Origin of the sequence: Wolbachia endosymbiont (group A) of Sphaerophoria taeniata (assembly GCF_947250735.1) — a bacterium.
In the GTDB taxonomy this organism is placed as follows: domain Bacteria; phylum Pseudomonadota; class Alphaproteobacteria; order Rickettsiales; family Anaplasmataceae; genus Wolbachia.
Map to the genome: position 1 here is coordinate 143,213 of NZ_OX366344.1, position 21,113 is coordinate 164,325.

Here is a 21,113-nt window from a genome sequence, read left to right on the forward strand (position 1 = left end):
AGTTGTTGAAAGGAACTTTATGACAAAAGTTATAGCAAAAGAATATACAGAATTTTTAGAGCAGCTCAAAGAACAGATTGCTACTAGTCGTTATAAAGCAGCACTAGCAGTAAATAGCAAGCTTATTGTGCTTTACCACCATATTGGTACAGAGATCTTAAAACGCCAAAAAGAGCATGGCTGGGGTGCTAAAATCATAGATCAGCTAAGTAAGGATTTGAGAAGCGCATTTCCAGAAATGAAGGGATTTAGTGCTAGGAATCTTACTTATATGCGTCAATTTGCTGCAGAATATCAAGATACTGAATTTACGCAGCAGGTTGCTGCACAATTGCCTTGGTTTCATATTGTAGTTATTTTAGATAAAGTAAAAGATCCAAAAGAAAGACTATTCTATTTTCAAAGGGCTATAGAGCACGGTTGGTCACGTAGTATAATGGTGATGCAAATCGAACGTGAATTGCACAAACGTCAAGGAAAAGCTGTTACTAACTTCAAAGATAAGTTACCTTCTCCCCAGTCAGATTTAGCACATTATACATTAAAAGATCCATATATTTTTGATTTTTTGAGTATAGGAGATGACGCTCATGAAAGAGAAGTAGAAAAAGGTCTTGTAGGCCATGTAGAGAAGTTTTTGCTTGAGCTAGGGGAAGGATTTGCATTTGTAGGTAGGCAATTTCACTTAGATGTTGGAAATAAAGACTTCTATATTGATTTGTTGTTTTACCATTTAAAGTTACGTTGCTTTGTAGTAATTGAGCTAAAAGACAAAGATTTCAAGCCAGAATATGCAGGTAAAATGAATTTTTATCTTTCAGCCGTTGATGATTTACTAAAGCACGAGACAGATCAACCATCTATAGGATTAATTTTATGCAAGTCAAAGGATAACGTGCTAGCTAAGTATACACTGAAAGACATAAATAAACCGATAGGGTTGGCAGAATATAAAATTACTGAAAATCTACCAGAGAATGTAAAGACAGCCTTGCCAACAATAGAAGAGCTAGAGGCTGAGTTATCCAAAGTTTCAGATAAGGAAAAGTAATGCTATTAAAATCGTTCAAACAACTATTTAGTAAGCCAAAAATCAAAAGTTCAGCATGGGATGCAGCAGGCTCAGGAAGAAGATTTTTTCACTTTCAACCAGAGTTAGGAAGTATAAACAATTTGTTGTCTCAAAACCTTGAAACTTTACGTAGTCGATCACGTGACATGGTGAGAAAAAATCCATATGCAGCAAATATCATTGATACAATAGTAAGTAACTCTATTGGAACAGGAATAAAACCACAATCAAAAGCAAGAGATGGAGAATTTCGAAAGAAAGTGCAAGAATTATGGCTAAAATGGACAGATGAAGCAGATAGCTGTGGAATAAGTGATTTTTATGGATTACAAGCTCTGGTATGTAGGAGCATGATAGAAGGTGGAGAATGTTTTGTACGTTTAAGAACGAGAAAGCTGGAAGATAGATTTTCTGTGCCATTACAACTGCAAGTACTTGAGTCTGAACATTTAGACAATAAAACAAATCAAACTTTAGCAAATGGTAATGTAATAAGAAACGGGATTGAGTTTAACAAGCTTGGGCAAAGAGAAGCTTATTACTTATTTAAAGAACACCCTGGTGAAAATACCTTTGGAGAGTCAGTAAGAGTGCCAGCAAACGATGTTTTACATATTTACAGACCATTAAGACCTGGGCAAATTAGGGGAGAGCCATGGCTTTCTAATATACTGCTAAAGCTTTATGAGCTTGATCAATATGATGATGCAGAGCTGGTGAGAAAGAAAACTGCAGCAATGTTTGCTGGATTTATTACAAGACTCGATCCAGAAGCAAATATCATGGGAGAAGGTGAAGCAAGTGAGCAAGGAGTAGCATTATCAGGTTTAGAGCCTGGAACAATGCAGCTTTTAGACCCAGGAGAAGACATAAAATTTTCAGAGCCGTCAGATGTTGGAGGAAGTTATGAAGCGTTTATAAGACAGCAACTGAGGGCAATAGCAATAGGTACAGGAATAACATATGAGCAGCTAACAGGGGATTTAACAGGTGTTAATTATTCATCAATCAGAGCTGGATTAATAGAGTTTCGTCGTCGATGCGCTATGCTGCAACATAACATTATGGTATTTCAATTTTGCAGACCAGTATGGAGTAGATGGCTAGAACTTGCCACTTTATCTGGAGAGCTTCCTACAACAGATAATCAAATATTTAAAGATGTAAAATGGATACCGCAGGGATTTGATTGGGTGGATCCACTAAAAGATCAGCAAGCACAGCAAATGGCAGTAAGGAATGGATTTAAGAGTCGATCGGAAGTAGTATCAGAAATGGGTTACGATGTTGAAGAAATTGACCAAGAAATAGCAGAAGATCAAAAGCGTGCTGATTCTCTCAACCTTTTCTTTGATTCTGATGTCAGGACACAAACAAAATAAATCTCGTTTACTTTATGGAAATTTTACAAACCAACTGGCTATGTAGGCCGATGATGATAGAGCAAAAAAGCTTTGACCTGTTGTCACTATATAACGGAAAACAACCTATCTTTAAAAATATAAAACATGCAGTAAATCAGAATATAGAAAAAACAGCAGTAATAGCAATACATGGAATTTTGACCAAAAAACCAGGAGCTTTTGACGTCTTTCTGGGAATGACATCATATGAGCAAATAGAAGAGCAAATTACACAAGCATTAGCAGATAGTAGCATAGAGACAATTATACTGGAAATAGACAGCCCCGGAGGAGAGGTAAACGGTATATTTGACCTGGCTGATTTTATTTATGAATCAAGAGCAAAAAAGAGAATTGTGGCATTAGCAAATGATGATGCATATTCTGCTGCGTACGCTATAGCCTCTAGCGCTGAGAAGATTTTTCTCACCCGCACTTCTGGTGTTGGCAGTATTGGAGTAATAGCAAGTCGTATAGATCAAAGTGGGTTTGATGAAAAACAGGGAATAAAATATACCACAGTATTTGCAGGAAGTAGAAAAAATGATTTAAATCCACATGAGCCAATGACGTCTGAAAGTCTGGAAAGCTTACAAAAAGAAGTAGACCGACTATATGAAATGTTTGTGCAGCTAATAGCAAGAAACAGAGGTCTTTCAATTGAAAAGATTCGATCAACAGAAGCAGGGCTATATTTTGGGGAGAAAGCAGTAGAAATAGGTCTTGCAGATGGAGTTACAACATTTTTTGAATTTATCAATAATCATAGGAGTGTTAGTATGATAACTAATGAGTTAACTGAGGAAGGCTACGAGAACTGTCGTAGAGAAATTTTAGAGATAATACGATTATGTAATATATCAAAGATGCCAGAAAAGATAGGAGAATTTATAGAGCAAGGCGCAAGTGTTGAGCAAGCTCGGGATGTATTAATGAAACTACTAGCAGAGAGAACAAAGAAGACAGAGATTTTGAGTACAATACCACAAAATTCAGGAGAAGAGTTGATGATACAGGTAGCTAAAGCTAGAGCACAATCAAGTATTTAAAGTATTTTTATAACCGCCGGGTACAACAACTACAAACATGGCAGTAAACTAAAGGGAAAAAAAGGAGAAAAGAAAATATGACATGTATAACTGAACAAAATAATCTAGGTGACTTATTAAAGTATGAGGTATCAAGTCTATATTCAAGAGACCAAATAACTGTAGCGAAAGGTCAAAATATTAAACTTGGTACAGTAGTTGCCAAGAAGACAGATGATGGTTTTATTAGAGTGCTGAACCCCACTGGAACAGACGGCACACAAACAGCAGTAGGAGTAATTACAACCGATATACATAGCAAAAATTCTGATATGAAAGGAGTAATTATTACTCGCAGTGCAATGCTAGCAGATCATGCAGTTGTGTGGCCAGCAAATATCACTGAAGAGCAGAAAAATGCAGCAATAAAGCAACTTGAAGGACGAGGGATCATCATCCGTAAAGCGGCCTAAAGCTATATTAAATAATAAAAAACACAAAGGGGGAAAATAAAAAATGCAAAATCCATTTACAAATACAGCATTTAGCATGACGGCACTAACAAATGCGATGAATATATTGCCGATAAATTATGGACGAGTTGAAAATTTAAATTTATTTCCAAGTAGGTCAGTAAGATTTAGACATATTACCATAGAAGAGCGAAACGGAGTATTAAGTTTACTACCAACACAAGTTCCAGGAGCACCAGCAACAGTAGGAAAAAGAGGAAAAAGAAAAGTAAGAACATTTACGATTCCACATATTCCACACGATGATGTAGTATTACCAGAGGAAGTACAAGGAATAAGAGCATTTGGATCAGAGAGTGAACTTAAAGCGCTGGCAGATGTAATAACTGATCATTTGCAGCTAATGAGAAACAAACATGCAATAACATTAGAGCATTTGCGAATGGGAGCGCTAAAAGGAATAATTTTAGATGCTGATGGGTCAGAATTATTAAATCTGTACAACGAATTTGAAATCACACCAAAAGTAGTAAATTTTGCACTAGGAACTGCAACAACTGATGTAAAGCGTAAGTGTATGGAAGTACTCCGGCATATAGAAGATAATCTAAGTGGTGAATATATGACCGGAATTCATGCCTTGGTAAGCCCTGAGTTTTTTGATGCACTAACTTCACATACTAAAGTGAAAGAAGCATACGAGAGATGGCAAGAAGGAGCAGCGCTTCGAAATGATATGAGGTCAGGATTTACGTTTTGTGGTATAACATTTGAGGAATATAGAGGGCAAGCAACTGACCCTGAAGGAACCGTGAGAAGATTTATTGAGAAAGATACAGGGCACTGTTTTCCAGTAGGAACAGCAAGCACATTTACGACATATTTTGCACCAGCAGATTTTAATGAAACGGTAAACACACTAGGACAACCACTTTATGCAAAACAAGAGCCAAGAAGATTTGATAGAGGAACTGATTTACATACGCAGTCAAATCCTCTGCCAATGTGCCATCGTCCGGCAGTTTTGGTAAAAATTAGTTCTAGTTGATGAATATAGGAAAATTATTGGAAGATTGTTTTGAGCATCTAGGAGTGGAAGCCATATATTGTAATAAAAATAAGGAGGGCATTCGTAGAATAAAAGTGCTAATTAAACGTCCTGAGACTACGTACTCTCTAGGTTCAGATGGAGCATTAACTCAGCAAATTGCTTCTATAGAAATACGTGATCAGGACGTTACTTCCTTTAGCATAGGTGATTATATCAAGATTGAAAAAAGGTTCTACAAGATTTTTGAACCACCATTGAAAGATTCTTCAGGTAAAATATGGAAAATTGAGGCAATAGAAAGTGTTTAATATTAAAACTAGTAACAATATTAATGAAATAATCTCCAATATTGACGGAAAAGAGCAGAAAGTAAAACTGGCAGCTATAAAAGCACTAAATAGAACAGCACTATGGTTAAAAGCAAAAGCAGCTAAGGAAATCAGTGAGGAAAAGAAGGTAAAATTAAGTTTGATAAGAAAGAGATTAAGAATTTTTAAGGCGAAAACTAGCAGATTAGAAGTGTTAATTAGAGCAAATCTCTATGACATTAGAGCATCGGCAATTGGCAAAATACAAAAAACAAGAAGAGGATCGAAAGTAGGAAAGCATGAGTTTATAGGAGGATTTGCAGCAGTTATGCCAAAAGGAAATAGCGGTATTTTTAAACGTGAAGGAAGAGCATCATTGCCAATAAAGGAAGTAAAACTACCGCTGGAACCAGAGGCTTCAAGGATAATAGGAAATCTTGTTAATTATGAGGTTGAGAAAGTATTTACAAAATTTTTTGAACGTGAATTAAGTTATATTACAGAAAGTGTATGAATTTTAAAGATTTGCATAACGCAATCTGCACTACGCTGAAGAGAGAAATACCAGCAATACAGACATGTGAAATTTATCCATCGATAAGAAAAAAATTATTAGCGCCAGCGTTATTTGTAGAGCTTGTGAGTTTAGAATCGGGAAAAGATCCTGGAACAGAGGAATTAGCGCTGAAAGCAAGATTTGAAGCACGAATTGTGATTGATAGCACAATAGAAAATGCAGCTATTATTGTCAGAACATTAGCTGCTGAGGTTGCGAAAGTAGTAAATAAAAATACTTGGAACGTGGAAAATATTTTTCCTGCTGAATTTCTCTCTGCAGAGCCTGATGGATTTAGACCCGAATTAGATGCATATTTGGTGTGGATGGTTGATTGGAGTCATCAGCTTCATTTAGGTAAATCGATATGGACAGAAAATAAGATTAAGCCACATACGATTATAATAGAAGAAAATGTTAGAGAGTAATTTTGCTATTTCAGAGCTGCAAAGAAAGTTAGCAAACATTGTACGAATAGGAGTGGTAAAAGAAGTAGATTATGAGAAAGCAAAAGTAAGAGTGAAGATAGGAGAACTTTTAACAGATTTTCTTCCATGGATAACTTCTAGAGCAGGAGAGGAAAGAAGCTGGCTACCACCAAGCATAAATGAACAGGTAGTAATATTGTCACCATTGGGAGAGTTATCATTAGGAGTAGTACTAGCTGGAATATATCAACAGAAGTATGCTGCACCAGAGAATAAAAAAGAAATAAATAGTGTGAAGTTTCAGGATGGAACAAGATTGTTATATGATAAAGAGAAGCATCATTTAGAGATTGAAGTAGTAGACAAAATAACACTGAAAGCTGGGGAATCGAGCATAGAGATGACGAAGAGCGAAATAAAACTGAAAGCAGATAGAATAAACCTTAATTAAATGAATAAATCGGTTGTACGAGTAGGAGATTATTGTGTAGAAGTATAGCCTTTCTTATAATAGTCCGAATGCGATAAGATATGTGTTTATGGCTATAGCAGGCCAGTAGCATATTACGGTCTGTTCGGATTATTGTAAAAAGAGCTATAACACCGCATTTCTGCATTATCGGAAGTAATAATGTTTTTGTAAACGGTAAGTCAATATGTAGACAAGGAGACAGTTTTAGTGAAGGAAAAGTAATGATTCAAGGATCAAAAATAGTGTTTGCAAATGGCTATAGTATAGGAAGAGTAGGAGATATAGTTTCATGTGGTTTTAAAGTAATAAAAGGCAGTGAAAGCGTTTTTGCAAAATAGAAATGAAGGGTATGGATGCTAAAACAGGAAAAGCGTTAGAAGGAATAGAGCACTTAAAGCAATCTGTCGTAGATATTTTAACTACCCCTATTAATAGCAGAGTAATGAGGAGAGATTATGGGTCAAGATTATTTGAATTGGTGGATAAGCCAATAAATAGAGATTTAACACTTGAGATATATGCAGCAACAGGAGAAGCTTTGGAAAAATGGGACAAGAGGTTTAAGTTAGAAAAAGTAAAAGTTGAAGGAGTAAAAGAAGGAAAAGTGACGCTTGATCTAGAAGGATTGTATCTGCCAATGGGAAGAAAGATTCGCTTCGATGGGGTTGTAGTATAAAGATGCAGCAGCCAAATATTATTGAATCACTGAGCTTTGAGGAAATCTTTTCGAGAATGAAGGAAGAGTTAGTAAAGCGAGATGCAAGTTTTACAGGATTGGTGGAAAGTGATCCAGCAATGAAGGTATTAGAAGTAGCAGCATGGCGAGAACTTTTGCTTAGAGAAAGAATAAATGAAGCAGTAAAGAGTAACTTACTTAAATTTGCGACAGGAGAAGATCTTGATAATTTGGCTGAGTTTTATGGAGTAGAGAGAGAAAAAGAAGAAGAGGATGAAAGATTTAGAAAGAGGGTAAAAGCAAAAATAGCAGGTTGGTCAACAGGAGGAAGCAAAGAATATTATCGTTATAATGCACTTTCGGCAGATAGAAGAGTAAAGGATGCGCTAGTAGAATCACCTATACCAGGGAAAGTACAGATCTCGATTTTATCAACACAATTATCCACAACTGGCATAGTGTCAGAAGAACTACTAGAAATTGTAAAAAAGCAGGTTACTAGAGATGATATAAGGGTTTTAACAGATACAGTAACAGTAATTGGTTGCAATATTACGGAAATAGATATTCACAGCAGAATCAGCACGAATTACATAACATCAGAGGAAGAAATCAAGAAGCAATTTATTAAGAAGTTTGAAGCAAGCAAAAGGTTGGGATGGAACGTAACAAGATCATGGATAATAGCAAATTTGTTTGTAGAGGGTGTAGAAAACGTAGAATTAATCGAGCCAAGAGAGGATGTTGTGGTTCTGGGGAATGAGTGTGCAGTGCTTGGCTACGTCAAGTTAGATAGGATTTAAAACGTATTTTTTTTGTTTTGTGCCAGTGAGGGGATTGCGTGCAATAAGTGGTTTAAGGTTTACTGGATCCAATGTTAGGGAGACGAAAGTATTGATTTTCTTCCAGAAGTTGTAACTTATTTTTTAAAGTATGGATAATATGGTCAAATATTATGGAGAGTGTTTTCGATATTAAGAACATCTTTATTTTTCTGCAATGATCTCTTGCTTACTCATAAGCTACCTAAATAAAGGAAGTTAAAGCAACTTGAAAGAAAAGACAAATGAAAAGTTTATTACCGCCAAACGCAACAAAGCAAGAGCAAGCACTGGTTGATGCAATAGATTATAAGGTTGATCCAAGCTGTATCAGAGGGTTTAAGTTCAACCTGAAAGAAGAAACATTACCATGGATAATAGAAGAATATGGTTTAGAAGAGATATTGCGCTGGGTAAAAAATAAAAGAAGGGCGATAGTAGAAGGAGTAAAATTTCAAAGACTGAGAGGAACACCTGCATCACTTAAAATAGCACTAAAATGGGCAAATATAGAAGATATTACAATTATCGAAGAACCACCAGGTAAACATTTTTTTGAGCTGCAGATAGGGATAAGGAATGTTCCAAATAACTTTTTTGTAGATGCAGTTGTGGAACTTGCGAAACTATCGTTACCCGTAAGATCGCGGCTAATGAGGATTTTTAACGATTATTACAACGTTGATAGGTTTATTTTAGATGAAAGTTTATTTGGAAGTTTGTTATCAGACTACTCTGGTATAAAAGTTGAAAAAAATGGGCCAGTGTTATCGTTTGGAAGAGTAAATTTTTTCAGGTCTAGTGGTCCAGTTATTAGGATTATAGAAAATTATCTACGCGATCATTATGAACGAGCTTTAAGCAATGATATATATCGCCTAGATGTAGCAATCCTTGGAGAAACAGAGCCTCACACAAGGGATTATAAAGGCATCTATGAAAGAGATCATTTGTGGTACAACTTAAAAGCACTATATCCATTACCACAGAGTTTATTACCATCGATTAAATTTGCAAAAGCGCAGATAGTATTATCAGACAGTTGGGATTTAGGAGACATAAATACGTGCTTTTCAGTTAGTAGTGTAGAAGAAAGAGGAAATAAATTTGTATTGGGAAGTGATAAACTTTCAGGGCAACATTGGAATTTAAAACACAAGCCAATTTTAGAAAGATTCAGCATTATCCATCTTTACAAAGTAGAAAATTATGCAGATCAGAAGGTCACAAAATATGTTTTAGCAGAACACAACGTTTACTATAAAAAAATGACTCAGATTCAGAGCAAAAAGACTCAATACACGAATTAGAAAATTACATTTTAGTATTTTATCCAGGAGTACTGAAGTGGCACGAACATCGACATTTGTACAGAAGTTGGAAAAATAGTCAAGTAATATCTATAATAAGTTAAGTACTTATATTTAGATCCTTATATATTATATTAATAATAGGTTAAAGTGTATGAAATAAAAAGAAAAGGACTTGCTTTCTTATGCTAAAAAGGACATGACTTGAATAGCAGCAGGTAAATATAAGAAATTTGTCTGGCGCTAGAAAAGCTAATTTTGTGAGGTATGAAATGAGTTTTAGCAAGAGTAAGTTTTTTAAAGAAGTATCAAGTAACGGGTTTAAAAACATTAATAAAAGAAATGAAGAAGGAGAGACGATATTACATCAAGCAGTAGAAATCTCCAATTACAAAACAATAAGGTTATTAATAAAAAAAGGGGCAGAGGTTAATGCAAGAGATAAAAATGGTTATACACCTCTGCACTGCGCAGTATTCGCAAAAAGTTTAGAAAATGTAAAAGTACTGCTAAGGGAAGGAGCGGAAGTAAATGCTACTCAATATGTCAGTGGATGTACTCCACTCCACTCTGCGTGCAAAATAGGAGGAGCAGGAGTTGAAATAATAAAAGAGCTAGTAAAAGCAGGAGCTGAGGTTAATCAACTGAATAAATATGGTGCAACACCAATGTATTACATTTGGGAAAGTGAAAAGTATTCTCTGTGTGATAGTAAAGAAAGTGAAAAGGCAAGTAAATTTCTGAGAGAAAAGGGTGGAATAACAAAAAGTAGAGAACTGACGTGCTATGGAATAGAGGGGCTAGTGGGAGAAATAGCAGACATGTTGAATGGGAGCTATATGCCGGAGCTAAAAATAATAGAGATAAAAGAAATCAGAAAGAAAGACAAATCGCTAATAAAGAAAGAATGTCAAAATTTAGCAAGCAAGATAATGAGCCAAGTAAATGAAATGATAGATGAGGTGGTGAAAAGGAGGGCTTAGGAATTTAAATTCAAAAAAAAGGTGAGGTAGGTTATGAGTAAAAAAGGAAAAGAGGAGTCACTATTAGAGTACTCATACAAAAATATTTACGCAAGAGACGAAAAGGGAAGAACAGCTCTACATTATGCAGTAGACGCAAAAACAGTGAAGTTATTAATTGAAAAAGGAGCGAATGTGAATGCAGCAGATGTAGAAGGATATACAGCACTGCACCTAGCGGTAACGGAAAAACGCCTAGAAACCGTGAGAGAATTAATAAAATCAGGAGGGAATGTAAATGCTGAGGAATATGGAAGTAAATGCACTCCATTGCACCTTGCATGTATGGTGGAAAAAAAAGAAATAGTGGAGGAGCTAGTAGAAGCAGGAGCAGAAATAGAGCAAGCAGATAAATTTGGAATGACAGCGATGGATTATAGCAAAGAGATCACTGAAATATTGAGGAAAGAAATAGACAGAATTGAAAAGTTATTTATGAGAGGATAGAAAATATGGAGGAAGAAACAGAAAAGAAAGTAATGAATTTAGAGAGAAAACCTTTGGGTGAGCTGAGAAAAACGTGGAAGAAGGTATTTGGGGAAGAGGCACCTAAACATTCAAAGAAATATCTGATACCAAGATTAGCTTATAGAATGCAGGAAAAAGTGTATGGAGAAATGTCAAGAAAAGGGTCAAAAAGACTAGATTATTTAGCAGATCGGCTGGAGAAGGGAAAAAGAATAAGTAGTGACAAACTGCCAGTAGAAGGAACAGAGCTAATATTAGAGAGAGGGGAAGAGACGCATGCAGTAATGGTAACAGATAAGGGTTTAATCTACAGAGAAGAATTTTTCACGTCATTGTCAGCAGTAGCCGGAAAAATAATGGGAATGAGTTACAATGGGCCGCTCCTATTTGGTTTGCGTGATCAAAAGGGAAAGGAAAATGTGTAAAGGGATAAGATGTGGAATATATACGAGAAAGTCAAATGAAGACGGTCTAGAACAAAAGTTTAACAGTTTAGATGCGCAGCGAGTAGCATGTGAAAAATATATAAAGAGCAAAGAAGGCTGGGTAGTATCGGCCAAAAGGTACGACGATGGAGGCTTCTCAGGGAAAAATTTAGAAAGACCAGCGATAAAGGAATTGTTTGAAGATGTAAAAAAAGGAGAAGTAGATTGTGTAGTGGTGTATACTCTGGATAGGCTATCAAGGGAAACAAAAGACAGCATTGAAGTAACATCATTTTTTAGAAGACATCGAGTAAATTTTATAGCAGTAACGCAGATATTTGACAATAATACGCCAATGGGAAAATTTGTACAAACAGTGTTATCAGGAGCAGCACAACTAGAAAGAGAAATGATAGTGGAGAGAGTAAAAAATAAAATAGCAACATCAAAAGAACAAGGTTTATGGATGGGTGGAACTTTACCGCTAGGGTATGATATAAAAGATAAAGAATTAATAATAAATGAGAAAGAAGCGAAAATAGTAGGGCACATATTTGAAAGATATTTGGAGCTGAAGTCAATGGCAGAATTGGCAAGGGAGTTAAATAGAGAAGGTTACAGAACAAAATCAGATATCTTTAAAAAAGCAACAGTGAGAAGGATAGTGACAAACCCAATATATATGGGAAAGATAAGACATTATGAGAAAAAGTATGAAGGAAAGCATGAAGCAATAATAGAGGAAGAAAAATGGCAAAAAGCGCAAGAGTTAATAAAGAATCAGCCATATAGAAAAGCAAAATATGAGGAAGCGCTGCTTAAGGGAATAATTAAGTGTAAGAGCTGTGAAGTAAACATGATACTGACCTATGCAAAAAAGGAGAATAAGAGATATAGATATTACGTATGCAATAATCATTTAAGGGGAAAAGGTTGTGAATCAGAAAAAAGAAATGTAATAGCCGGAGAAGTCGAAAAAGAAGTAATGAGGAAAACAGAGCAGCTATATGAAAATTGGAAAGACAAGACCGAAGAAAAATGGGAAAATTTAAATTTTGGAAAGCAGAAAGAAATAGTGAAAAAGTTAATAAAGGGAGTAATGGTGAAAGAGGATGGAATGGAGGTGCATTCTGAATCAGAGAAAAAATTTATACCAATAAAAAAGAAAGGAAACAAATGCACAGTAGTAGAACCTGAAGGAAAAACAAATAATGCACTACTGAAAGCAGTGGTGAGAGCCCATTCCTGGAAACGTCAACTAGAAGAGGGAAAATATAGAAGTGTGAAAGAGCTGAGTGCCAAAATTAATATAGGTACAAGACGAATACAGCAAATTTTAAGGCTGAATTATTTAGCGCCGAAGATTAAGGAAGACATAGTAAATGGGAGGCAGCCAAGGGGTTTGAAGTTAGCTGACTTGAGGGAAATACCGATGTTATGGAGTAACCAACTGGAGAAATTTTATGGATTAGCAACCTAATTGAACAATTAATAAGTTGTTAATATAACTAATTTATAAAATTAAATATTGTAGAGCAAGGAAAGTAATGCCAAAGTTTAAAAAGATTAAGAACGCAAAAAATATAATCTATGAGCTGGCAGGTGATCAGGATAATTTTACCAATGAAGATAAAAAAAAGCTTTTCAAGTTGTTAAAGAAGATAGAAAACGGTGAAAATATTAGTGGAAAATTTAATAAATCTAATTACAACACGCAGAAACTTCTTACAAAAAAAATAATTTACAAGGATGAGAAAAAGGAAGGGACTCTGACGCTACTGTGCCACTCTGTGTTCTATAAAAATAATCAAGCTTTTGAGGAGCTTTTACAAGAAGCAATAAATCAAGGAACCTTAAAGGATGTTCTTAGTGAGGAATTGATCCAAAAATTGCCAAATGGTCTAACAATAACTTACACGGCACTGGTATCCTGCATATTAGAGGAAGATAGTAAAGCTATTAGAGCAGTTTTAGAAGCTTCTAAAAAGAATGGTTTTTTAAAAGAAATTCTCAACCAGAAAGTGAAAGTAGAGAAAGCAGAAGGTCAAGAGATAAGCTATACTACACTACTTGACTATGCTAATAAACACAATTGCAAAGAAAGTGCAAAGATTCTCAAGGGATTTGAAGAAATTCTGAATATAGAAGTTAAAAATGATATACCTGTAAGTGATAATGCTGAAACTAGATGTGAAGATATCAATAAAGACCATGAAATACATGAATCTAGAATTGTAAACAGTGAAGAAGCTCGAAATATTTTAATAGAAAGTGAAAATCCTCAACTCATGTGTGAAAGCAACAAAGAAGCTAAGAACTCTTTAGATGAGCAAGGGCTAAACGCTTCTGACAGCCCATCTTCCGCTGAACCATGTTTTGATGCTACAAACGAAAAAGACAAACCATTAACGCAGCAAAGGCAAGCAATTCTAGCTAGTGTTGTTAGTACAGCGTTACTGGTAAGCAGCATTGCACTGTATATCATGAAAATGCCTGTAGTAGCAGTGGTTGTGGGAATAGTTGGATTAGCATGTATAGGTCTTGTGCTATATAAGCCAAATACTAAGCTCGAGAAAATTAGAGATATAAAACAGTCTATTATTGCTTCTCCTGCTTTAAACTCAGTATAAAAGAATATGTCCAATAATTTTTTTTAATAAGATAATTTATTTAGAATACTATCTAAATTATTAACACAACATTTATCTTGTACCCCTGCTGTTTCTCATTACCTTGAGCTATTTTAAACCTTCACAGCAGGATCAACACCATTTTTAACTTCAACATTACTAAGTGCTGTATTTGCCTTATGTGAACAGTAACACCCTACTGCGAGAAAAGTTAATGCAGCTACAGCAAGTGTAATACAGATTGCTAAATGAAACATTGTTAAACTTGCACCAACAGCAAATGCTCCAGATAATACAAAAGAAATAGAAGCATAGGTTATTTGCTTTCTATCCTGGGCGCTTGCTGCTGAGAGTTTTTTGTTTCCATTGTCTGGACTTGGACCTTTTAGGCTTTGCCGTATTTCATTTAAATTCTCTTCAAATTGAACTTTTGCTTCATCAAGTTCTCTAGTTTTTGCAGCTAAATCTTGCCTTATACTATCTTGCTCACGTTCTAACTGTGCAACCTTCTGATTTGTGCTACTCAGCTCTCGATTTCTGTTGCCAAGTTGTGCTTTTAGACTTTCAATTTGACCCTTCAACTGCTTACCTTGACTTTCAAGTGCTTCTAGCTGCTGGCTTTTATTTTCACTTTCATCTTTAAGCTTCTCCAGCTCCTTATTTTGATCCCCCAGTGCTACATTTTGTGTGCTCAGCTCTTTATTTTTGCTTTCAGCTTTTTCTAGCTTTTGAAGTACAGTATTTAACTGCCCCTTTAGTTGTTTTTTTTTCTCAGTGAGTTGAACTACTTCATTAGTTTTTCTAGCCAAATCTTGCTTTGCATCACCGAGGTTGTTTTGCAAGTCTACAAGCTGAGCCTTTGCCTCTTTAAGTTCTTTAGTACGGTTATCTACTTGATCATTGAGTTGACTAGCCTTCTGTTGCTCTTGCATTAACTTTTTATTCGCTTGTCTCAACAAAACTTCCATGCCCTCAAGCTTCTTTTGCAATTGCGAAACCTTTTCATTTACAATATTTAGCTCTTCCACCTTTCCTGCAAGTTGAGTTTTTGTTTCCTCAAGTTCTTCAGTAAGTGTAGTCACTTTACTAATTTTTTCATTTAAGCTTTGCTTTGCACTCTCCAGCTCTTGTTCTAATTGAACTTGTACATCCTTTAGCTGCTTATTTTCCTTTGTAAGTTCCGCATGCTCTTGTTTTAATCGAGTTTGTGTATTACTCAGTATATTTCTTTCGTTATTAAGTTGAGCTGTTTTACCAGTCAGATTATTAATATTTTGTTCTAGCTCGATTTTTGTTCTCTCAAGTTTAGCTACTTCACTAGTTCTGCTATCCAAGTTTTGTTTTGCGTCATCCAACTCTTTCGTCTGCTTTTTGAGCTGATCTTCTAATTTCCATACATTTCTGTTCAGTACTCTCTCCTTCTCTGCAAATTGGCAATCAAGTACATTTTTTTCTTTATTCAAATCATCTATCTGACTAGTTAGGTCACTATTCTTTCTTTCTAGTCCAGCATTTGTCTCCTTAAGCTCCTTTATAGTATTATCAAGCTTAGTTACTTTTCCAATTTTGCTTTCCATCTCTTCTTTTTTCTTTGCAAGTTCAGCTTCTGTTTTCTTAAGTCTCTCTTTAAGGTTAGATATCAGAAGACAAGCTATTTTTTTTGTTTGAACACTATCTGGCATTGCTAAGTGCAAATATCCAATATTAAAGTTAGCATCACAATTAAGTAAAAGCTTAATAGCTTCTAGTTTACTATTTTGAATAGCAAGGTCTAGAGGCGTACGATTATCAATACCTTTAGCATCAACATCATAGCATCTTTTTTTGAGAAGAAGATTAAGTGTTTCATTGTTATCATTTAAAACAGCGTAATGTAAAGGTGTACGCTTCTTTTCTATTTCTACTTCCTCCTTAAAGAATTTTATCACTTCTTCTCTTTTCTCTGTTTTGGATGATTTTGCTAAATTCAAAACAGTGCTATTTCTATATGTAATGTTGAAGTTAGCACCGTTCTTCACAAGAAGCTTTACTATTTCCAAATTGCCATTGCAAACCGCAAAGTATAAAGGTGTTATACCATTATTATCTTTGACGTCAACATCAGCACCTTTACTAAGGAGAAACTTTGCACCTTCTAGAAAGAGTGCTACATCATCGTTATCTTTGCTGCTATTAGGAAAAAAAGACCAAATGTACTCCATCCACCCGTTATTGGTATCTTTTTGAGCTGTCTGACGTGCATCACGAGCTATAAAGTGTAAAGCTGTCATATCACTAACGTCTTTAATGTCAACATAAACTTCACCATTCAAAAGAGCTTGTGCTACTTCTTTACTGTAGAGGGCAGCAAGATACAAAAGACTAGCACCACTAACTTTAGCCTCTAGGGATGGAGATAGCACCGTTTTGATGCACTCTTCATTTTTAACAGATAACGCCGAATTAAGTATATTACGTATCTTATCAACAACATTCTCATCTTCTAATGTTTTCAAGTATTCAGTAACGTGGTCAGTAAAGAGTTGGTTAAATTCTTTTCTTAATGCTATGGTTGGAAAGAATGCATGGCTTACAGTTCTTATACCGTTATCTTTTTCTTTTAATCTGCCGGATAAAATATCAATGTATTTTTGTTGACCTACAAGCAGTAATAGAGATTCCAGTTCCTTTTGATCAAACAATTTACTCTGATACTTTTCTGTAAGCTTATCATTAGCTGCAATTGCTAGAAGCACTAATTCTTCTACTAAAAAGCTGCAATTATTACTTTCTGTATCAAGTTTATACTTTGACAACATATTGTCATATATATACTTATGATCGTCCCTTTTTTGCAAATCCAAGTTAAGGTATCGTGAACAAAAGGCTTTAAAATTATCACTATTCAGGCCACTCATGAACACATCATCTTTATCTATGTTATTTATAACTTCGTCTAACTGCTCATAGTCATTATGCTTGACTGCTTCGTTCAAAATATTTATCACTTCATCAAGGGTTTTAATGTTCAAAACATCGAATTTTTCATGCGACCCTTCTGAAACTTTATCGTTTTCCTGCTGTGTTAAATTAAATAGCTCTATAAGCTTACTATTACCTTTATCAGTAGCAATTTTCATTGCATTAAATTCTCCAAGAAAAGGATTAGCTCCTTTATTTAAAAGCAACTTTACAATTTCAATACCTTCACTTTGTAAGATAGAATTATTTGAAAAATGCTTTAGTATTTCAGTATTTTGTTCAGGGGAAGTATATTTCAACAGAATCCTTATCGTTTCTTTTGTATATTTACAGCTATTAGCGATAACTGCTTTTTCTAACTCAGCAGTAACATTAATCTTTGCTCCATGCTGAAAAAGCAAATTTGCTAAATTATGGTCATTATCTTCCAGAGCGTAATAAATAGGTGCTTTATCTTTTGACTGACTAACTTTATTAACATCAGCTCTGTATTCTAATAGTGATTTTATAACCTCATCCCTTAATGAAAATCTTTTAGCCTTTATCATGCCTGAGCAGTTTTTGCATATATGGCTTAAAGCTTTATCTTTAAAAGAGATATTAGCATCAACTTTTTTACTGTCTCGTAATAAAAAGTCTTTATAAAAATTAAGCCAATTGCTATGTTCACAGGCATTCATAGCAAAACAAGTCAATATCACTTTTTGATTGCGAAACATACTAAAGTTCTTCACTCTCTGTATTAGGTCTTTTGCTTTTTCTAAATTTTTAGAAGAAATGGCTCCGAACAATTCATTTCCAAGACGTTCATTGGATATCCTTTCTTCATCATACTCCGCTCTTTGTTTTGAATCTTTCAAGATGCTATATGCTTCTTCAAGTTTTTGAAAATTTTTTTTTGCTGTTTCTTTGTTACTATTTTTATCTGGATGATGTTTTCTTGCCAAATTTCTATATGCATTTTTTATCTCATCCAGGCTGGCATTTACCTTTACTCCCAATATTTCATAATAGTCAATATCAAAGTTAATAACACGTTTAGGTGTGTTAATACTTGTATAATCATTAACTGGCGGCATAAATTTCCTGATAATTTTCTCTTTGTTATGTTATCATTAACCCTAACTTTTGTCAATATATATTGCTGATTTCTAAATTGGATTGGAAACGTAATTTACATCAAAATTCTCCAATGTAAAGAGTATACTAAAGCGCTATTAAACTATATTGCAAAGTCCGTTCTGATTTAACAAAACACTACACTTTTTAGTATCAACGAGAATTTAATTATTTACTTCCTCCAAAAAACATAAAAATGATCGTATATTTGTGAGAATGCGTTGCGTAAAATAGAATCGTGGAAATAGAAGCTTCAAATTGTTGCAACAAGGTTTAGACAAATTGGTTCATATGTAAATATGGCTAAAGTGAGCCAATGTAGATGATTTTAGCGCATAATCAAATTACCATATAAAAAAGTTCGTATGGTACAATTGGTAGACCAACACATCCCAAAACAAACTCTTCTCTCACTAGCTGATTTTGAGTGCTAGAAATAGTTATTTTGCTTGAGATCTTAATAATATATTTTGCTAAATTAATATTGATTTACTTGCGGAAGAATAATGAAGACAAGCTCATGACGAAACAAAATTCAAAATAAATAAAATGTCATGTATTGAGTCTATTAAGGGTCTTTTGCCTAAAACTACTTTGGGTTAGAAAATTTTTCTATACATAATGGTAATTGACAAAGTTTTAAAGGTAGAGCAACATGTCTAAAATATATTAAATCTTGTTAGGAGGTAAGTATGGGTTACGAAAATGTACAAAAGGTATTACTAACTTCCATTAAAGAGGACGATCCTCATAAAGGGCTTAAAGAGTTAGAGATTAAAAGATGGTGTATTGCATATCAGACATTGCTGAATAAATGGGATAGCACAATAATACCACCCCTTTTTAAGAAAGTTTTAGAAGATGAAACTTGTTGGAAGATAGAAGATGCTTCAGGACAAATTAGACTCAATAGGTATACTTTCGGGGAAAAATTGTTAGCCTTGAAAACTTTGGATGGGCAAAGAAGTCTTATTAGACCCTTTGATCGCTACAGAATTGCCTGCTGGTGTTGTTTTGAAGACGAGATAAGAGCTATTTTTGAAGAATTTAAATTAACATTAGGTAGTAAACCAGTAGAGAGTTTAGTTAAGGGATGTGATAAAGGGGCTTTAATGATTTACTGGTCACATGCTATAAATAACCAAGAACATCAGTTAGAATTAAATAATGAGCATCCATACGTTTACGCTTTTAAATGTGCAATGATAGAAAAGCATGTTGAAGCCTTAGAGTTTTTTTGGAATAAGTTACAGTCGATTGATTCTGTATCTCCAAAAAGAAAAGAAGATTTATTAATGGAAGTAGCATATAATAAAGGACGTTTTTCTACTGATGATGTTGGAATGGTTGATTTTTGTCTACGTAACCTTCATGAAGATAAGTATCATGAGTTATTGAAAAGGGATTTTAAGCAAAATAAGTATCATTATACGTTAAGCACGCTAACAGCAGGTTATTTCTTTGAAAGTGCCAAAAAGCTATTTGAACATTTAAAGTCAGAAGATTTATCTCCTGAAGGTTATAGTACATCAATGTTTGGAGCATTGGACTCACTTGTTTCTGTACCAGATGATAGTTTTATTAAATCTGGTAGTGACATGCTCACCTCCATGTGGAATCGTTCTGGCTTTGAAACTCATAAGCAACACTTTTTAGATAAGTTGGGTATAGGATATGCATCTAGGAATAGAATTGCTTGTCTGATCAAAAAGAATGCGGATATTAAGGTATTGCCGGAAATTATAAAATCTCTTAATCAAGAGCAAATGCAATCTATTATGGAAGAAGATAAATCAATACATGAGATATTCACTAGAATTAGAAACAGGCAATTAGATAGCGGAGCAGGTGATAGTCAGTTACCAAGTGCATCATTAGATGTAGAATCTGTAAAACAGGAAGTTACTGATATTAGAAGCAAAGTGTAGAGTTTCTCTTTTTGAAAATTCAGTTACTTAGACTTAAACGAAAGCATACAAAGAATTTTAGTGAGAGTAAAGATTGTAAAAGGTTAAAATAAGGTTAAAATCAGGAGGTAGTTATGGTTGATAACAATCAACAACAAGAGAAATCACAAGATTTTGAACTAATAGAGTTACTTTTTGGGAAAGTAGACCCTTCAACCTCTGCAGATCTACTGGATAAGTCCTTTGAAGCAAGATTTCAATCATTGGTTGATCAAATACAATCTTATTTGCACTCTAGTGAAAAGGCTGGTTTTTTTCCTCATCGATTTCTAGGTTGGTTTTCCAGTGTGTTAGATACTAAGCTTAACGATAAGCTAGGTATAAAAAAGTTACATTTTCATTTTGAAGGAGCAAGAACTTTAAAAGTTGTAGCAGAAACAGAATCCAAAACACATGTTTTTATTTTCACTGAAGATATAGAAGCTCAACATTCTAACTCCCCACAAACACGCACTAGGAATTTTGAATTCACCACAGGTGAGTGGAAGAATGTGATGGGTAGAGATTACACTCCATTAGACGAACGTAAGCTTCAAATTGATGTGATAAAAATTTTGAAAGATAAGTATGAGTTAGTAAAAAGCAGACCAAAGTCAGACAAGGATGTTAAGTCGAAGAAGTTACATTTATATCTGAAGAATAACGTATTGGAGTATAAAGCTAAGGATATATATGGAAATATTCAAACAATGCAAATTGATTCTGGTGAGTTAAAGGGTAATGATGCGTTTAAAAATAAATTTTTTGATGAAATCAAGCAGTTTCTAGGTAAATCAGGTAAGGATCTTAGTGATGATGTTAGAAAAGAGTTATCAAGACTTACGTCAGTAAAGGGATATACCTTAAAGAGTGATGGAGAAGATGAAAAAATAAACATTAAGGTAGAAAGTAAAAAGAAGATTATAGATCAACCTATTTAGCCT

General features: G+C 34.5%; 20 protein-coding genes and 1 pseudogene. 20 read left to right on the forward strand and 1 reads right to left on the reverse strand.

The features are described 5' to 3' along the window. Nucleotides 1-19: 19 nt before the first annotated feature. The 18 genes and pseudogenes from OOK84_RS00690 (at nt 20) to OOK84_RS00775 (ending at nt 14,143) form a co-directional block, all read left to right on the forward strand. Nucleotides 20-1,051, forward strand: a complete 1,032-nt coding sequence (locus tag OOK84_RS00690; protein ID WP_236514678.1) for a PDDEXK nuclease domain-containing protein — start codon at nt 20-22, stop codon at nt 1,049-1,051. Continuing rightward, nucleotides 1,051-2,454: a phage portal protein gene (locus OOK84_RS00695; protein ID WP_236514676.1), complete on the forward strand. Its 1,404-nt coding sequence runs from the start codon at nt 1,051-1,053 to the stop codon at nt 2,452-2,454. Before OOK84_RS00690 ends, OOK84_RS00695 begins: the two co-directional genes overlap by 1 nt. 14 nt (nt 2,455-2,468) lie before the next feature. After that, nucleotides 2,469-3,524 carry a S49 family peptidase gene (locus OOK84_RS00700; protein ID WP_236514674.1) on the forward strand — a complete coding sequence of 352 codons (1,056 nt, stop codon included), beginning with the start codon at nt 2,469-2,471 and terminating at the stop codon, nt 3,522-3,524. Between the two features lie 77 nt (nt 3,525-3,601). Continuing rightward, nucleotides 3,602-3,976, forward strand: coding sequence for a head decoration protein (locus OOK84_RS00705; protein ID WP_236514672.1), 375 nt, complete (start codon nt 3,602-3,604; stop codon nt 3,974-3,976). A gap of 43 nt (nt 3,977-4,019) precedes the next feature. Beyond that, nucleotides 4,020-5,024 (forward strand): major capsid protein, encoded by a 1,005-nt coding sequence (locus OOK84_RS00710; protein ID WP_264731882.1) that lies wholly within the window; start codon nt 4,020-4,022, stop codon nt 5,022-5,024. Then, on the forward strand, nt 5,024-5,335 hold the full coding sequence (locus OOK84_RS00715) for a head-tail joining protein (RefSeq protein WP_236514668.1): 312 nt from the start codon (nt 5,024-5,026) through the stop codon (nt 5,333-5,335). Before OOK84_RS00710 ends, OOK84_RS00715 begins: the two co-directional genes overlap by 1 nt. A 19-nt stretch (nt 5,336-5,354) precedes the next feature. Next, complete coding sequence (locus OOK84_RS00720; protein WP_375316780.1) at nt 5,355-5,849, forward strand: phage tail protein; 495 nt, start codon at nt 5,355-5,357, stop codon at nt 5,847-5,849. After that, nucleotides 5,846-6,319 (forward strand): hypothetical protein, encoded by a 474-nt coding sequence (locus tag OOK84_RS00725; protein WP_236514664.1) that lies wholly within the window; start codon nt 5,846-5,848, stop codon nt 6,317-6,319. Before OOK84_RS00720 ends, OOK84_RS00725 begins: the two co-directional genes overlap by 4 nt. Beyond that, a complete protein-coding gene (locus tag OOK84_RS00730) occupies nt 6,306-6,770 on the forward strand; it encodes a phage baseplate assembly protein V (RefSeq protein WP_208571542.1) in 465 nt (154 codons plus the stop codon). The genes OOK84_RS00725 and OOK84_RS00730 overlap by 14 nt, the downstream gene beginning before the upstream one ends. A gap of 110 nt (nt 6,771-6,880) precedes the next feature. Next, the gene (locus tag OOK84_RS00735) at nt 6,881-7,129 is read left to right on the forward strand and encodes a PAAR domain-containing protein (protein ID WP_264732621.1); all 249 of its coding nucleotides are present in this window, start codon (nt 6,881-6,883) and stop codon (nt 7,127-7,129) included. A 2-nt stretch (nt 7,130-7,131) separates the two neighbouring features. Next, nucleotides 7,132-7,467 (forward strand): GPW/gp25 family protein, encoded by a 336-nt coding sequence (locus OOK84_RS00740; protein WP_236514659.1) that lies wholly within the window; start codon nt 7,132-7,134, stop codon nt 7,465-7,467. A 2-nt stretch (nt 7,468-7,469) separates the two neighbouring features. Continuing rightward, complete coding sequence (locus OOK84_RS00745) at nt 7,470-8,270, forward strand: baseplate assembly protein (protein WP_236514657.1); 801 nt, start codon at nt 7,470-7,472, stop codon at nt 8,268-8,270. A gap of 263 nt (nt 8,271-8,533) precedes the next feature. Next, nucleotides 8,534-9,702, forward strand: a pseudogene (locus OOK84_RS00750) (phage tail protein). Nucleotides 9,703-9,870: 168 nt separating this feature from the next. Then, nucleotides 9,871-10,581, forward strand: a complete 711-nt coding sequence (locus OOK84_RS00755) for an ankyrin repeat domain-containing protein (protein WP_236514653.1) — start codon at nt 9,871-9,873, stop codon at nt 10,579-10,581. A 33-nt stretch (nt 10,582-10,614) separates the two neighbouring features. Next, nucleotides 10,615-11,067, forward strand: a complete 453-nt coding sequence (locus tag OOK84_RS00760) for an ankyrin repeat domain-containing protein (protein WP_236514651.1) — start codon at nt 10,615-10,617, stop codon at nt 11,065-11,067. Between the two features lie 5 nt (nt 11,068-11,072). Beyond that, complete coding sequence (locus tag OOK84_RS00765) at nt 11,073-11,513, forward strand: DUF2924 domain-containing protein (protein ID WP_236514648.1); 441 nt, start codon at nt 11,073-11,075, stop codon at nt 11,511-11,513. Further along, nucleotides 11,506-12,993, forward strand: a complete 1,488-nt coding sequence (locus OOK84_RS00770) for a recombinase family protein (RefSeq protein ID WP_236514647.1) — start codon at nt 11,506-11,508, stop codon at nt 12,991-12,993. The genes OOK84_RS00765 and OOK84_RS00770 overlap by 8 nt, the downstream gene beginning before the upstream one ends. Nucleotides 12,994-13,060: 67 nt before the next feature. After that, entirely contained in the window at nt 13,061-14,143 is a 1,083-nt protein-coding gene (locus OOK84_RS00775; protein ID WP_236514646.1) for a WD_0033/WD_0034 family tandem repeat-containing protein, read from the forward strand. 113 nt (nt 14,144-14,256) lie between these two features. On the opposite strand, the gene OOK84_RS00780 is transcribed toward OOK84_RS00775, so the two are convergent. Continuing rightward, nucleotides 14,257-18,183 carry an ankyrin repeat domain-containing protein gene (locus tag OOK84_RS00780; protein ID WP_264731891.1) on the reverse strand — a complete coding sequence of 1,309 codons (3,927 nt, stop codon included), beginning with the start codon at nt 18,181-18,183 and terminating at the stop codon, nt 14,257-14,259. Nucleotides 18,184-18,915: 732 nt separating this feature from the next. Between OOK84_RS00780 and OOK84_RS00785 the strand changes: the two genes are divergently transcribed. Together OOK84_RS00785 and OOK84_RS00790 are read left to right on the forward strand one after the other, a co-directional pair. Further along, nucleotides 18,916-20,151: a hypothetical protein gene (locus tag OOK84_RS00785; RefSeq protein ID WP_264337515.1), complete on the forward strand. Its 1,236-nt coding sequence runs from the start codon at nt 18,916-18,918 to the stop codon at nt 20,149-20,151. Nucleotides 20,152-20,264: 113 nt separating this feature from the next. Next, complete coding sequence (locus OOK84_RS00790) at nt 20,265-21,110, forward strand: hypothetical protein (RefSeq protein WP_264731894.1); 846 nt, start codon at nt 20,265-20,267, stop codon at nt 21,108-21,110. The last annotated feature ends 3 nt before the right edge of the window (nt 21,111-21,113 follow it).